The sequence below is a fragment of the Sphingopyxis italica genome (assembly GCF_011926545.1).
GTDB lineage: Bacteria > Pseudomonadota > Alphaproteobacteria > Sphingomonadales > Sphingomonadaceae > Sphingopyxis > Sphingopyxis italica.
This window is the reverse complement of the sequence record NZ_JAATIT010000003.1, coordinates 88,723-101,720: the sequence shown is the minus strand read 5'-3', so window position 1 is coordinate 101,720 and position 12,998 is coordinate 88,723. Positions and strand designations below refer to the sequence as shown.

Sequence of the window (12,998 nt, the reverse complement as noted above, 5' to 3'; positions counted from 1 at the left end):
GGAGAGTGACATGGTCCGGATGCTGATTGGCGGAGAACTTGTAGAAGGAACCCGCGGGCTCGACGTCGTTGATCCCTGTACCGGTGGCATCTTCACCCAGGTCCCCGATGCGGACGCGGCCGATGTCGAGCGGGCGGTAGCGGCCGCAAAGGCGGCTTATCCCGCCTGGCGTGACCTGACGCCGGCTGCGCGCGGCGAAATTCTCCGCGCTATGGCGGCGAAAGTTACCGAAAATGCCGAGGAACTTTGCGCGCTTCTGGTTCAGGAGACCGGGCGGCCGATGGGATTGGCTCAGTTCGAGGTGCTCCATCTCGCTGTCGGCTATCTGAACTATTATGCAGGGCTCGAAGCGCTGCCCGAGCTAATCGTCGAAGACGATACGCGGCGTGTCGAACTTCATCGCAAGGCGTTGGGGGTTGTGGGCGCGATCGTGCCCTGGAACGCGCCGGTCTTCATTGCGGCGAACAAGATCGCGCCCGCGCTCGCAGCCGGCAACACGATCGTGGTGAAAACGGCTCCGACGACCCCGCTCACCACTCTGCGGCTCGGCGAATTATGGGCCGATATCGTGCCGGCGGGCGTGGTGAATATCCTGTCGGGCGGCAATGATGCGGGCGCACTTCTCGTTGCGCACGAGGATGTCGCCAAGATCACCTTCACCGGGTCGACCGAAACCGGGCGCAAGATCATGGCTTCTGCCGCACCCACCCTCAAGCGCGTGACGCTTGAACTCGGCGGGAACGATGCGGCGATCATACTCCCCGACGCCGACGTTGCGGCCATCGCGCCCGCCATTTTCGCATTTGCCTTCTTCAACTCGGGCCAGGTTTGCGCGGTCATCAAGCGCCTTTATGTCCATGACAGCCTCTACGATGCGATGTGCGACGCTATCGCAGGCCTTGCCTCGTCCGCAACCGTGGCGCCGGGAAGCGATGCCGCCGCCGAGTTCGGGCCGGTTCAGAATAAGGCGCAATATGAGAAAGTCCTTCATTATCTGGGCGAAGCGCGCGCGGCAGGCCAGATCGTAGCAGGCGGAGACGTCCCGGAAGGTGCTGGGTACTTTGTGCCGCTGACGGTCGTTCGCGACGTTTCGGACGGTGCTGCGATCGTCGACGAAGAACCCTTCGGACCGATACTTCCAATCATACGCTACAGCGACGTCGACGACGTCGTCGCGCGCGCCAATGCCTCGCCCTTCGCGCTCGGCGGTTCGGTGTGGGGCAGCGACACCGCGGCCGCAACCAAGGTCGCGGCGCGCCTTGAAAGCGGAAGCGTGTGGGTCAACCAGCATTGCGCACTCGATCCGCAAGTGCCTTTTCCGGCGAACAAACAATCAGGGTTCGGCGTCGAGGGCGGAGTCGAAGGCCTTTACCCTTATCTCGCGTTGCAGACCATCAACGTGGCAAAGCCGGTGGCCGCAGGGTGACGACGCTCATCGTTTGTATCAAGCGCAAGCCCGGCCTCAGTCCCGAAGCCTTCACAACCTACTGGCAGGATCGGCACGGGCCGCTGCTTCGATCGTGCCGCGACTTCACGCGCCATCTGCGAAGCTACACCCAGCATGCACTGGCCGATCGCGACAGTCCGGTAGCGAAACTCTTCGGGGTATCGGGCGACTATGACGGGGTTGCCGTGCTCGATTTCCGGAGCGAGGCTGCGATGCGGCAAGCTTTCGCCGAACCCGCCTATCTGGCGGAGGTGCAGCCAGACGAAGCAAATTTCGTCGATCTCGAGAATTGCCAGTCCTTCGTCACCAATCCGGCCCCGGTCGTCGGGTCGGCGCAGGGCCTCTTCGATCTGACCGGAAAGACCGCGGTCGTGACCGGCGGTGCGAAGGGCGTGGGCGCGATGATCAGCCGATCGCTGCTGGCGGCGGGGGCACGAGTGTTGATCGTCGCGCGGGGCACAGCGGAGAATGAGTCATTCGCCGATGACCTGAACGCCGACGGCTCCTGTATTCTGCTCGCACATGATCTCTCGACGAGCGAGGGGATCGCCGCCGCAGTCTCGGACATCGCTGGCGAAACCGATGAGGTCCATATACTCGTCAACAATGCGGGGACGTTTACCGGGGCACCCATCGAAGCGATTACGCCGGAGCAATGGGACCGAGAACTCGGCGTCAACCTTCGTGCTCCCTTCTTCCTTGTCCAGCAGTTGCTACCCCAATTGACGGCTGCGGCACGCGAAGGCGATCCGGCACGCGTCATCAACATCGGATCGATCGCCGCGCTCTGGGCGAAAAGCAGCAGCGCCTATGCCTACAGCGCCGCGAAAGGCGGGCTTCACCAGCTTACGCGCGCGCTCGCGTCGGATCTGACCCGCAAGGGTGTCAATGTGAATGCCGTCGCGCCGGGCTTTTTTCCCAGCGACATGACCGACGGCTTTTTTACTGCCGTTCCCGGTCTCAAGGAGCAGATGATCGAGGGAATACCCGCTGAGCGTCTCGGCAGCGAAAGCGACATCGGCGGCGCAGTCATCTTTCTCGCCTCCAAGGCTGGCGCTTACGTTTCCGGATCGATCCTCCCGGTGGAAGGTGCCCTTTGGGCGGCGTAAGCACCGTTGCGCTGATCGAGCGGCGTCCTGATATTACCCGCTCGCTCTTCACGCGCTACTGGCGCGACGTTCATGGGGTGATGGCGGCGAGGATACCGGGTTTCGATCGTTATACGCAGCATCATGTTACGCCGCTCGACACCGCCTCCGAACCGTTCGAGGGGATCGCGATCGTTACCTACGGTTCCGAAGACGACCGCGCCGGGCTGATCCACAGCGAGGTGACCCAGCATATCCACCGCGACGAGCAGAATGTCTTCCGCCGCGCGCTCCTCTACAATCTGGGCGAGGGGGCCGCGCGCCAGCTTCTCGGGAGCGAGGATGCCGCGGGCCACGCGATGTTCATTGTCGCGGAGGCGGGGCACGATATCGATGCGGATCTCGCGGCGCTCGACGACACGCCGCTCTATCTGGCAGTCTACGATCTGACGGGAGGCGATCCGTCGGGATGGAACCAGACCGATACGAGCGGCCGTGTTTTCACTGCGTTGCTGCACGGCGTCTGGGCGGACCGCGACAGCGCGGTGACCGCCGCCGGGAAATTCGCGGGGGCCGCCTACATGCTCGACGAACGTCATGTGATGGTCGACGGCGGCAGGCCTACTCCGGTCGGGCTTCGCGGCCTCGATGCGGTACGGACGATCGAGGAGGCGGGGGCCGATAACCAGCTCAGCGAGGCGGTCGTTCGCGCCGTGTATGGAATAGCAGCCGCCCCATGACGCTGCCGGGCGAGTTCGGCGGAAAGAGCGTCCTGCTGGCCAGCGCGGCGATCGGCCTGTCCGCCGGCATGACGGCGACACTCTTCTACAGTCTCGGTACGTTCATTCCGTCGCTGGAAGCCGAGTTCGGCTGGAGTCGCGGCGACATCTCGCTCGCCGTAACGCTGATGACGCTCGCTGTGTTCGTCTCCGGATCGGCAGCCGGGCGCCTCTGCGATCGGTACGGCGCCGCGAACGTAGGCGCCGCCAGCCTTGTTGCCTATGCCCTAGGCGTGGTGCTTCTCGTCGCCACTGCGGGCAGCATCCACGTCTTTTGGGCGCTTTATGCGCTCATCGCGCTTCTTGGCGTCGGTTCGACCCCCATCGTTCTCGTTCGCCCGATCGCGGCGGCGTTCGAAAAGCAACGCGGGCTGGCGCTCGGGATCGCGCTCACCGGCGCGGGGCTCGCCGGCTTCTGGGTTCCACAGCTCGTCGCGGCGGTGACCGAGGCCGCCGGCTGGCGGGCCGCCTATCTGGCGCTTGCCGCGATCGCCGTCGCTTCCGCGCCCATCGTCTGGTTCGGATTCCGGAGCGTGCCGCAGGGCAGGAGGGCCGACCCGTCCGAAGCCGCGGTCGGCGGCATGACGGCTGCAGAGGCGCAGCGGACCGGCCGTTTCTGGCTGCTCACGGTGATTTCTTTTGCGATGGCGGCCGGCCTCGGCGGGGTGGTCGTTCATCTCGTGCCGCTGTTTCGAGATCTTGGCGCAGATCCGCTCGCAGCGGCAAGCACGGCCTCACTTGTCGGCCTGTCCAGCGTCGTCGGGCGGCTCGGCATCGGCCTGTTGCTCGACCGCTTTCCCGCGGCCATCGTCTCGCTGGCAGTCCTGGCCCTCGCTGCCGTGGGCATCGCTCTCTTGCGCTTCGATGGGCTCGCAATGGGGGCGCTCGCAGCGATATTGCTCGGCATGGCGGCGGGCGCCGAGATCGACCTCCTGGCCTATCTGACCGCGCTGCATTTCGGGCAGCGGCAATATGGGGCCATCTACGGCTGGCAATATAGCGTCTTCGCTCTGGGCTATGGGCTCAGCCCCTTCGTCCTCGGTAAGATGCGCGATGCCAGCGGCGATTATGGTGCCGCGCTCATGGTGAGCGGGCTGCTGGTTGCCCTTGCCGCGCTGCTCATGCTGGGACTTCGGCAGGAGCGACAACCGGTGGGCAGTTGCCGCGAGCAGCCGCCCATGTCATCACGGGCGGGATGAGACCGGACGACCACCGAGATGTAAGATTTGGCCTGGGGTCAGGGCAATGATCAATCTCGGCGGTCCCGGTTGGCTGGCGCTGGCCATCCTTTGCGAAGTCCTCGCGACGTCCTTCCTCAAGATGGCCGACGGCTTCACGCGGCCGCTTCCCTCGGTGGTGGTCGTCCTCGGCTACGCTCTGGCTTTCTACTGCCTTTCGATGGCGCTGCGCACCATTCCGGTCGGCGTCGCCTATGCGATATGGTGCGGGGTCGGGATTGTTCTGGTCACCGCCATAGCGTGGATCGTCTACGACCAGAAGCTCGATGGATGGGCTCTTGCCGCGATCGGCTTCATCCTGTTGGGGACGATCATGCTCAACATGCGGTCCCCGGCGAGCGGATAGGACCGGCTCTCAGCCTCCAGTGGGCAAGGCTGTCGGCATTTTCGTGCCGGCGATCGCCGCCTGGATATTGGCGACCGCCATTGCGAAGAGCGCACCAAGATTCTCCTGCGTGTGCGAAATCTCGTGATTGGTGAGAAGCCGGTCGGGAAGGTCGCGGAGCGGACTGTCCAGTGGCAGCGGCTCGGTCACAAAGACATCGAGTGCGATGGTGCCGAGGTGAGCCGCGACGTCCGGGTCGAACAGGGCACTCTCCTCGACGATCGCACCACGCGACAGATTGATGAGGATGGCTCCCGGTTTCATCGCAAGCAGCCTCGATCGCGACAGCAGATTGTCGGTCTCGGGCGTCAGGGGCAGAAGCGGCAGAACGATGTCGCTTTCGGCGAGAAGCGTGTCGAGATCGCGCTGCTCGAAGGCCGGGGACGGCGGCACTTTCGACCGGTTGCTGACCAGAATGCGGGTGTGCCAGCCTTGCAGGCGCTCGATCAGCGCCTTGGCGATGTTGCCGTGACCTATAATCCCGACGGTCTTGCCCTTCAGCATGCGGGCGCGCGGAGGGCCCGTTCGCGTCTCGCCGCGGTCAAGACGGTCCTCGGCATCGCGAAGCCGGTAAAGGGCGGTCAGCATGAAGAGCATTGCGGCCTCCGCGACGGATTCGAAATTCTCCGCAACACGGCCGTTGGCGAAGGCGATCCCTCTGCCGTGCGCGGCATCGACATCGATGCCTTCATAGCCGAGCGATGGCGTGACGATCGCCGTAAGCCCGGGCGCAGCATCCATATCGGCGCCGCTGCACGGGACTCCGAACGAGACGAAGATCTGCGTTTCGTTCCAGCCGGGCGCATCGGCCGGAGACGCCAGCCCGAACTGCACGTCGACCTTGGCCTCATCCGAACCGACCGCCGACGCGAGCTTCTCCAAAAAGGCCTGCGCGCTCGCAGGGCCGCCTATGAGGATCTTCTGGCTATCCATCGAACGATCGTCCCTTGCTGGTTCATGCGCAGCGGGGATCAGGCCGAAGGGTGGGCCGAAAGGCAAGGGCAACCGCCGATTTTGGCACGATCGGGCGCGGCTTGTCGCGCTCGGGGGGTGGGCTAGAGGCCGCGCCCGACCAACTCGCGCATGATTTCGCTCGTCCCGCCGTAGATCCGGCGGACGCGCGCATCGCGCCAGATTCGTGCGATCGGATATTCATTCATATAGCCTGACCCGCCATGGAGCTGGAGCGCGGCGTCGCAAGCCTCCCACTGCATCTCGGTATGCCAATATTTGCTGGCTGCGGCCTCGTCGGCGGTGAGCTCGCCGGCGACGTGCCGCGCGATTGCCCAGTCGAGATGTGCCCAGCCGGCCTGCAGCCTGGCCTTGATGTCGGCGAGCACGAAGCGCGTGTTCTGGAAATCGATTACAGCCTTTCCGAACGCCTTGCGCTCGCGCGTGAAGGCCACTGCCTCGTCGAACGCGCGCTGCGCCGCCGCTTGCGCGGTGATCGAGATCGAGAGCCGCTCTTGCGGCAGGTCGCTCACCAGATGGAGAAACCCGCCATTTTCTCGGCCGAGCAGGTTGGCCGCTGGAACGCGGACGTCGTTGAAGAAGAGCTCTGAGGTGTCGGCCATCCATTGCCCGACCTTGTCGAGGTTGCGCCCGCGCGCGAAACCTGGGCGATCCGCTTCGACCAGAATGAGCGACGTGCCCTTGGCACCCGCGGCGGGGTCCGTCTTGCAGACGGTGATGATGAGATCGGCGTTCTGCCCATTGGTGATGAAGGTCTTGGCACCATTGATCACATAGTCGGCACCTTCGAGCCGGGCCGTGGTGCGAACGCCCTGAAGATCGGATCCGGCTCCAGGTTCGGTCATCGCAATTGCGACGATCGTCTCTCCCGACAGCATGCGCGGAAGAAGTGCCGCCTTTTGCGCCTCGCTCCCATAGTGGAGGATATACGGCATGGTGATGTCGGTCTGGAGCGTGATCGAGTCCGCCATCATCGCATAGGTGAATTCCTCGTTGATGATCGCATTGAAGCTGAAGTCGAGACCGAGCCCGCCATAGGCCTCAGGCATTGTCGGACATAGCAGGCCGGCTTCGCCGCACTTCAGCCAGAAGTCGCGCGCGACCTTTCCTGCCTCCTCGAAGGCTTCGATCCGCGGCGAAAACTCGCGTTCGATGAACTTGCGTACCATCGCGCGAAAGGCGCGATGCTCCTCGCCGAACAGCCTGCTTCCATCGCGATCGAGCATTGCGCTCTCCTATCCCATTTGCCGGCTGCATAGGGAAGAGATTGACAAAGGTAAACTAGTTTATCTATTTGGAGCCAGTCGTGCAGTCGAACTGCACCGGATTGGGAGAGCCGCATGAAAATCCTCGTCCCCGTGAAGCGGGTGCTCGATTACAACGTTAAGCCGCGGGTCAAGTCCGACGGCACCGGCGTTGACCTGGCCAATGTCAAAATGTCGATGAACCCGTTCGACGAGATCGGTGTCGAAGAAGCCATCCGCCTGAAGGAAAAGGGCGTCGCGACCGAGATCGTCGCCGTCAGCGTCGGCCCGGCGAAGGCACAGGAAACGCTGCGCACCGCGCTTGCGATGGGCGCCGACCGCGCGATCCTCGTGCAGACCGACGATGAGGTCGAGCCGCTCGCGCTCGCGAAAATCTTCAAGGCGATTGCCGATGCCGAAGGCCCGGGTCTCGTGATCCTCGGCAAGCAGGCGATCGACGGCGACAACAACCAGACCGGCCAGATGCTCGCCGCGCTCACCGGCTGGGCGCAGGGCACCTTCGCCAGCGCGGTCGACGTCGAGGGCGATCATGTCAGCGTGACCCGCGAAGTCGATGGCGGTCTCGAAACCGTGAAGCTGAAGCTTCCCGCGATCGTCACCACGGACCTTCGTCTGAACGAGCCGCGCTATGCGTCGCTGCCGAACATCATGAAGGCGAAGTCGAAGCCGCTCGATACCAAGTCGCCCGCCGATTACGGTGTCGACACCGCACCGCGCGTCAAGACGGTCAAGGTGTCGGAACCGCCCGTCCGCTCGGCCGGCGTCAAGGTCGCCGATGTCGATGAACTGGTTGCCAAGCTGAAGGCGATGGGAGTGCACTCATGAAAACGCTCGTCTGGGTCGAACATGACGGCAGCGCCGTCAAGGATGCCACGCTCGCCGCGGTGACCGCCGCCTCGAAGCTCGGCGAAGTCCATCTGCTCGTCGCAGGTAGCGGCGTCGATGGCGTTGCCAAGGCTGCGGCCGGTATTGCCGGCGTCGGCAAGGTCCATGTCGCCGACAACGCCGCTTTCGGTCACAACCTACCCGAGAATATCGCGCCGCTCGTCGCCGACCTCATGGGGTCGCACGATGCGTTCGTCGCGCCCGCCACGACCACCGGCAAGAATATCGCGCCGCGCGTCGCCGCGCTGCTCGACGTGATGCAGATTTCGGAAATCCTGTCGGTCGAAGGTCCGAAGACCTTCACCCGTCCGATCTACGCCGGCAACGCGATTGCGACCGTCGAAAGCTCGGACGCGAAGCTGGTTCTGACCGTTCGCGGCACTGCCTTCGAAAAGGCTGCCAGCACCGGTGGTTCGGGTGCGGTCGAAGCCGTGTCGGCTGGTGGTGACACGGGCATCTCGAGCTTCGTCGGCGCCGAAATCGCCAAGCAGGATCGTCCCGAGCTGACCTCGGCGAAGATCATCGTGTCGGGCGGCCGTGCGCTGGGTTCGAGCGAGAAATATCAGGAAGTCATCGTTCCGCTCGCCGACAAGCTCGGCGCCGCGCTCGGTGCTTCGCGCGCCGCGGTCGATGCGGGCTATGTCCCCAACGACTATCAGGTCGGCCAGACCGGCAAGATCGTCGCGCCGGAAGTCTATTTCGCCATCGGCATCTCGGGCGCGATCCAGCACCTCGCCGGCATGAAAGATTCGAAAACGATCGTCGCGATCAACAAGGACGAAGACGCCCCGATCTTCCAGGTCGCCGACTTCGGCTTGGTCGACGATCTCTTCTCGGCCGTGCCTGAGCTGACGGCGAAGATCTGAGGCTGAAGAATGCTGCGCCGGAGCGAACGCCAGTTGTCGCTGCATCGTTGACATACCAAGTGCCCGGTATGTAAATGACGCCATCAGGGATCGAGGGGTGAGGGCAAAATGAAGCTGGTTCGGTTCGACGGTGGTGCTGGCGCGCGCGCAGGCATGGTGATCGGCGATGCTGTGGTCGATCTGGAACCGCTTGGTTTCCTCGATCTCTTGTCGGTGGTGCGGGAGGGCGTGGGGGCGCTCGCTCGCATCACCGACTTTGCCGCGTCCGCGGCGTCGGTACCTATGGCATCGGTTCGGCTCCTCGCGCCGATCGAACGACCCGGCAAATATCTCGCGATCGGCATGAACTATCGCAAGCATGTCGAAGAAGGGGCAAAGCTCGGCATTGCCGAGCCCAAGAAGCAGCTCTGGTTCAACAAGCAGACGACGTCGATCGCCGGTCCTTTCGATGGCATCTTGAAGCCCGATGTGTCGGACCAGATCGATTATGAGGCAGAGCTTGGGGTCGTGATCGGCAAGGCTGCAAAGCATGTGTCCGCCGCCGACGCGCCTGCGCATATCTTCGGCTATTTCGTCGCCAACGATGTCTCGACCCGCGACTGGCAATTCCACTCGCAGACGATGACGATGGGGAAGTCCTTCGACACCCATGGCCCGATCGGCCCTTGGATCGTAACTGCCGACGAGATTGCCGATCCGCATGACTTGCCGATCCGCTGCCTGGTAAATGGCGAAGAGCGTCAGTCGTCGAACACCGGCATGATGCTCCACAATATCTACGAGCAGATCGAATATCTCTCGACTGCCTTCACGCTCGAACCCGGTGACCTCATCGCGACGGGCACGCCCGAGGGCGTCGGCATCGCGATGGACCCGCCGGTCTTCCTGAAAGTCGGCGACATCGTGCGATGCGAGATTGACGGGGTGGGCGCGATCGAGAATCCGGTGGTCGCCGAAGCGCGCTAAGCCGTTTTGCGAGGCCAGGCCGCGTCGACCATCTTGCGCCATTTCCGGAGCGTCGAGGCAAGATATTCATCGACGTCGTCGAAAAGTGTCCGGATGCCGAGGCCGGTGGTGAGCGCCGCGCTCATCCGCACGATTTCTTCGGCATCGCTCGTCGACCAGCCATTTTCCGAAAGGATGCCGACCCAGCGCCGGTAGACGCCGAGGCGGTAGCGCGGCACGATCTCGCGGATCCCGCCCTTGAGCTCGGGATCCTTCGATGCGTTGATGGTGATGTCGAGCGACACCCAGAAATCATCGTTGAAGAAATAGAGCCGGAAGTCGTCGAGCATGAGGTCGATCGGATCCTCGCCCCTGGCAAGTCCCGCCTCGATGATGTCCTCGGTCTTGGCCGACGCGCGCGCGAAGGCATATTCGACCGTCGCGAGCGTCAGGCCATGCTTGGTCTCGAAATGGTGGAGGAGCGCGCCTTGGCTAACCCCCGCCTGTTCGGCGACCGCGGCTGTCCGGAGCCCCGAAAAGCCGCGGGCGGCAATGACCTCGAACGTGGCGTGCGCGACGCGCTCGCGCATCTCCTCCGAGCGCTCGCCCTGCGAGCGCCGCTGGCGTTTCACGCTGCCTTCAGGAACGGCAGCACGACCTCCACGAACCGGTCCTTCTTCTCTATCTGTGTCCAATGCCCGCATTCCCCAAACACATGCAGCTCCGAATGGGGGAGCAATGCCGAGAAACGATAGGCCACGTCAACGGGAACGATCACATCTTCGCGCCCATGGATGATGAGCGCAGGAGCCTCGATCTTGCGGATATCCTCTTCGGGCGTCGCGAGCCGGTCGAGCTTGGCCTGCCGCGGCTCGGGGAAGAGGCGCGAGAAGGCCTCGTGCGAACCGGGACGGATGCTGGCATTGTGGCGTGAGAGCACGATCGCGTCGGTGACGAGGCCCGGATTATAGGCGAAGGTTTCCATGAGCTTGCGCATATTCGCCTCGGACGGCTCATAACCCCACACGTCGAGCAGCCCTTTCGACATCTCGAACCGGAGGCCTGCCGCGCCCATCAACGCGAAGCGGCGGACACGCGCCGGATGGCGGGCGGCGACGGCGAGGCTGAGCGCGCCGCCATAGCTGTTGCCGATGAAGCTGGCCTGCTCGATCCCGAGCGCGTCGAGAAAGCCGATGATATGATCGACCCAGAAATCGAGCGTGAAGTCGGTCACGTCCTCGGGAACCTCGGTATATCCGAAGCCGACCATGTCGGGCGCAAGGACGTGGAAATGTTCGCTGAGCGCGGGGATCACGCCATTCCAGTTGGCGAAGGCGGTGACGCCGGGCCCCGAGCCGTGGATCAGGACGAGCGCCGGCAGCGATGCGTCGCCAGCTTCGATATAGTTGGTGCGAATGCCGTTCGCGACGATCGACTGGCCGATTTCGGGGTTGGTCATGGTCTTCCTTGTCTCTGGGTTGGAGCGTGATCGCTCAGAGCATTGTCGTGCCGCCGTTGACGCTGACGACCTGGCCGGTCACGAAACCGGCCTCGTCACGCGCCAGATAGGCGACCATGCTGGCGACCTCTTCCTCGGTGCCGGCGCGCCCCATCGGGATCACGCTCACCACCTTGGCGATGAGGTCGGGATTGCTCTTCTCGATCTCGCGATATTGCGGGGTCACCACCGCGCAGGGGGCGACGGTGTTGACCGTGATGCCGTCCCTCGCAAACTCGCGGGCGAGCCCCGTGGTCATGCCGTGCATGCCGCCCTTGGCGGCATTGTAGCCGGCATGGTCGAAGAGGCCGTTGCGAACGCTGTCGGCACCGATGTTGATCACGCGGCCCCAGCCGGCCGCCTTCATGTGGGGCAGCGCGTGCCAGCTGCACCAGATCGCGGTCCAGAGATTGCGGTCGATCGTCGCGCGCAGCGTCTCGGGCGTATGGTCGAGAAAGGGGCGGAGGATGCCGCCCCCGGCGTTGTTCACGAGAATCGCCGGCGCGCCGAGCGTTTCGACGGTTTTGGCGACGAGCCGCGCTGCCGTTTCTTCGTCGGCGAGATCGCCCCAGAAGGCGGCGCCCGTCTCGCCTGCCGCCTTGCGCGCGGCCGCTTCCTCGAGATCGGCAAACATGACGCGGGCGCCGTCGGCCTCGAGGCGGCGCGCGATGGCGAGGCCGATACCCTGTCCGGCGCCGGTGACGATCGCAACCCGGCCGTCATGGAGCGACTCACGCATGGGCGAGGATCGCGCCGCCCTTGCCGAAGCGCGGGTCGGGAATGCTGCCCCAGGTGTCGAGCACCTCGGGTTTCGCTTCGAGTTCGCGCGGCGGCCGCGCCCCCTCTTCCTCGAACTCCTCCATGCCGAAGCTATATTCGGTGGTCATCCCGTCGGGGTCGAGGAAATAGAGGAAGATGCTGCCCGAGGGCTCGTGGCGCCCGGGGCCGAAGACGATCGGCACCTCGGCCTTCTTCATCCGGTTGATCGCGCGCCCGACGTCGTCGATGTCCGAGACCATGAAATTGACGTGATTATAGCCGTCCGATGGGCCGGTCAGGATCGCGAAGCTGTGGTGATATTTGTTGGGAAAAGCGCGCAGGAAGGCGATCTTCCCAGGCACATGGTCCGAAATCAGGAAGTTGAGCTTGCCGACGAGCGAGCCTTCCACCGTGGCGAAGTCGGCGACGTTGAGCACGACATGGCCGAGACGCGCGATCGCGGTATGCCCGGCCTCGAAATCATCCTGCAGTTCTGGCTCGACGTGAAACTCGAAATGCAGACCGCAGCCGGGCTCGCGAAATCGGAGCGCCGCTCCGACTTTCAGCTCGCCCGCTTCCTCGGCAGTCAACCATTCGGGCGCGAAGCCCTCGTCGTCGAGATAGGTATAGGCGCGATCGAGATCGGCCTGGCTTTCGAGCTCGAACGCCGCGCGCGCGAGGCCGGGCGTGTCGCCCTCGCGCAGCACGAGGTTTTGCGGTAGCTCGCTGCAGCGAAGATAGGCGGTATCGCCATCACGCCGATCGACGGTGAGACCGACGAGATCGCGGTAGAAGCCGAGCGATTGTTCGAGGTCGGAGACGTCGAGCGCGACGTAGGACAGGCGCCGGTAGCGGAAGGGTGCGGTCATAT

General features: G+C 64.1%; 14 protein-coding genes. 8 read left to right on the top strand and 6 right to left on the bottom strand.

The genetic code is table 11. The annotated features are described in order from the left end of the window. Positions 1-10 precede the first annotated feature (10 nt). The 5 genes from GGR90_RS11705 to GGR90_RS11685 are packed head-to-tail and all read left to right on the top strand — an operon-like array spanning position 11 to position 4,898. The gene (locus tag GGR90_RS11705; RefSeq protein ID WP_167921647.1) at positions 11-1,426 is read left to right on the top strand and encodes an aldehyde dehydrogenase family protein; all 1,416 of its coding nucleotides are present in this window, start codon (positions 11-13) and stop codon (positions 1,424-1,426) included. Then, a complete protein-coding gene (locus GGR90_RS19490; protein WP_167921646.1) occupies positions 1,423-2,556 on the top strand; it encodes an SDR family oxidoreductase in 1,134 nt (377 codons plus the stop codon). Before GGR90_RS11705 ends, GGR90_RS19490 begins: the two co-directional genes overlap by 4 nt. Next, positions 2,544-3,275, top strand: a complete 732-nt coding sequence (locus GGR90_RS11695; protein WP_167921645.1) for an EthD domain-containing protein — start codon at positions 2,544-2,546, stop codon at positions 3,273-3,275. Before GGR90_RS19490 ends, GGR90_RS11695 begins: the two co-directional genes overlap by 13 nt. Beyond that, positions 3,272-4,513, top strand: coding sequence for an MFS transporter (locus GGR90_RS11690; RefSeq protein WP_167921644.1), 1,242 nt, complete (start codon positions 3,272-3,274; stop codon positions 4,511-4,513). The genes GGR90_RS11695 and GGR90_RS11690 overlap by 4 nt, the downstream gene beginning before the upstream one ends. Positions 4,514-4,559: 46 nt before the next feature. Then, positions 4,560-4,898, top strand: coding sequence for a DMT family transporter (locus GGR90_RS11685; RefSeq protein WP_167921643.1), 339 nt, complete (start codon positions 4,560-4,562; stop codon positions 4,896-4,898). A gap of 9 nt (positions 4,899-4,907) precedes the next feature. Here the strand turns inward: GGR90_RS11685 and GGR90_RS11680 are convergent, their stop codons facing one another. Beyond that, complete coding sequence (locus tag GGR90_RS11680) at positions 4,908-5,870, bottom strand: NAD(P)-dependent oxidoreductase (protein ID WP_167921642.1); 963 nt, start codon at positions 5,868-5,870, stop codon at positions 4,908-4,910. Between the two features lie 122 nt (positions 5,871-5,992). Further along, positions 5,993-7,135, bottom strand: coding sequence for an acyl-CoA dehydrogenase family protein (locus GGR90_RS11675; RefSeq protein WP_167921641.1), 1,143 nt, complete (start codon positions 7,133-7,135; stop codon positions 5,993-5,995). Between the two features lie 114 nt (positions 7,136-7,249). Between GGR90_RS11675 and GGR90_RS11670 the strand changes: the two genes are divergently transcribed. The 3 genes from GGR90_RS11670 (at position 7,250) to GGR90_RS11660 (ending at position 9,891) form a co-directional block, all read left to right on the top strand. Further along, positions 7,250-7,999, top strand: a complete 750-nt coding sequence (locus GGR90_RS11670) for an electron transfer flavoprotein subunit beta/FixA family protein (RefSeq protein WP_167921640.1) — start codon at positions 7,250-7,252, stop codon at positions 7,997-7,999. Beyond that, entirely contained in the window at positions 7,996-8,925 is a 930-nt protein-coding gene (locus tag GGR90_RS11665; RefSeq protein WP_167921639.1) for an electron transfer flavoprotein subunit alpha/FixB family protein, read from the top strand. Before GGR90_RS11670 ends, GGR90_RS11665 begins: the two co-directional genes overlap by 4 nt. 108 nt (positions 8,926-9,033) lie before the next feature. Continuing rightward, a complete protein-coding gene (locus GGR90_RS11660) occupies positions 9,034-9,891 on the top strand; it encodes a fumarylacetoacetate hydrolase family protein (protein WP_167921638.1) in 858 nt (285 codons plus the stop codon). Here the strand turns inward: GGR90_RS11660 and GGR90_RS11655 are convergent. The 4 genes from GGR90_RS11655 to GGR90_RS11640 are packed head-to-tail and all read right to left on the bottom strand — an operon-like array spanning position 9,888 to position 12,996. Beyond that, on the bottom strand, positions 9,888-10,502 hold the full coding sequence (locus tag GGR90_RS11655; protein WP_167921637.1) for a TetR family transcriptional regulator: 615 nt from the start codon (positions 10,500-10,502) through the stop codon (positions 9,888-9,890). The two genes, GGR90_RS11660 and GGR90_RS11655, sit on opposite strands and share 4 nt — an antisense overlap. Further along, positions 10,499-11,329, bottom strand: coding sequence for an alpha/beta fold hydrolase (locus GGR90_RS11650; RefSeq protein WP_167921636.1), 831 nt, complete (start codon positions 11,327-11,329; stop codon positions 10,499-10,501). Before GGR90_RS11650 ends, GGR90_RS11655 begins: the two co-directional genes overlap by 4 nt. A gap of 34 nt (positions 11,330-11,363) precedes the next feature. Next, entirely contained in the window at positions 11,364-12,107 is a 744-nt protein-coding gene (locus GGR90_RS11645) for an SDR family NAD(P)-dependent oxidoreductase (protein WP_167921635.1), read from the bottom strand. Continuing rightward, the gene (locus GGR90_RS11640; RefSeq protein WP_167921634.1) at positions 12,100-12,996 is read right to left on the bottom strand and encodes a VOC family protein; all 897 of its coding nucleotides are present in this window, start codon (positions 12,994-12,996) and stop codon (positions 12,100-12,102) included. The genes GGR90_RS11645 and GGR90_RS11640 overlap by 8 nt, the downstream gene beginning before the upstream one ends. Between the last annotated feature and the right edge of the window lie 2 nt (positions 12,997-12,998).

Excerpts from the sequence above, each read along its gene's own strand:
- GGR90_RS11660 (WP_167921638.1), top strand. The coding sequence starts at position 9,034 with ATGAAGCTGGTTCGGTTCGACGGTGGTGCTGGCGCGCGCGCAGGCATG.
- GGR90_RS11650 (WP_167921636.1), bottom strand. The coding sequence starts at position 11,329 with ATGACCAACCCCGAAATCGGCCAGTCGATCGTCGCGAACGGCATTCGC.
- GGR90_RS11670 (WP_167921640.1), top strand. The coding sequence starts at position 7,250 with ATGAAAATCCTCGTCCCCGTGAAGCGGGTGCTCGATTACAACGTTAAG.
- GGR90_RS11705 (WP_167921647.1), top strand. The coding sequence starts at position 11 with ATGGTCCGGATGCTGATTGGCGGAGAACTTGTAGAAGGAACCCGCGGG.
- GGR90_RS11680 (WP_167921642.1), bottom strand. The coding sequence starts at position 5,870 with ATGGATAGCCAGAAGATCCTCATAGGCGGCCCTGCGAGCGCGCAGGCC.
- GGR90_RS11645 (WP_167921635.1), bottom strand. The coding sequence starts at position 12,107 with ATGCGTGAGTCGCTCCATGACGGCCGGGTTGCGATCGTCACCGGCGCC.
- GGR90_RS11675 (WP_167921641.1), bottom strand. The coding sequence starts at position 7,135 with ATGCTCGATCGCGATGGAAGCAGGCTGTTCGGCGAGGAGCATCGCGCC.
- GGR90_RS11665 (WP_167921639.1), top strand. The coding sequence starts at position 7,996 with ATGAAAACGCTCGTCTGGGTCGAACATGACGGCAGCGCCGTCAAGGAT.
- GGR90_RS11690 (WP_167921644.1), top strand. The coding sequence starts at position 3,272 with ATGACGCTGCCGGGCGAGTTCGGCGGAAAGAGCGTCCTGCTGGCCAGC.
- GGR90_RS11685 (WP_167921643.1), top strand. The coding sequence starts at position 4,560 with ATGATCAATCTCGGCGGTCCCGGTTGGCTGGCGCTGGCCATCCTTTGC.
- GGR90_RS11640 (WP_167921634.1), bottom strand. The coding sequence starts at position 12,996 with ATGACCGCACCCTTCCGCTACCGGCGCCTGTCCTACGTCGCGCTCGAC.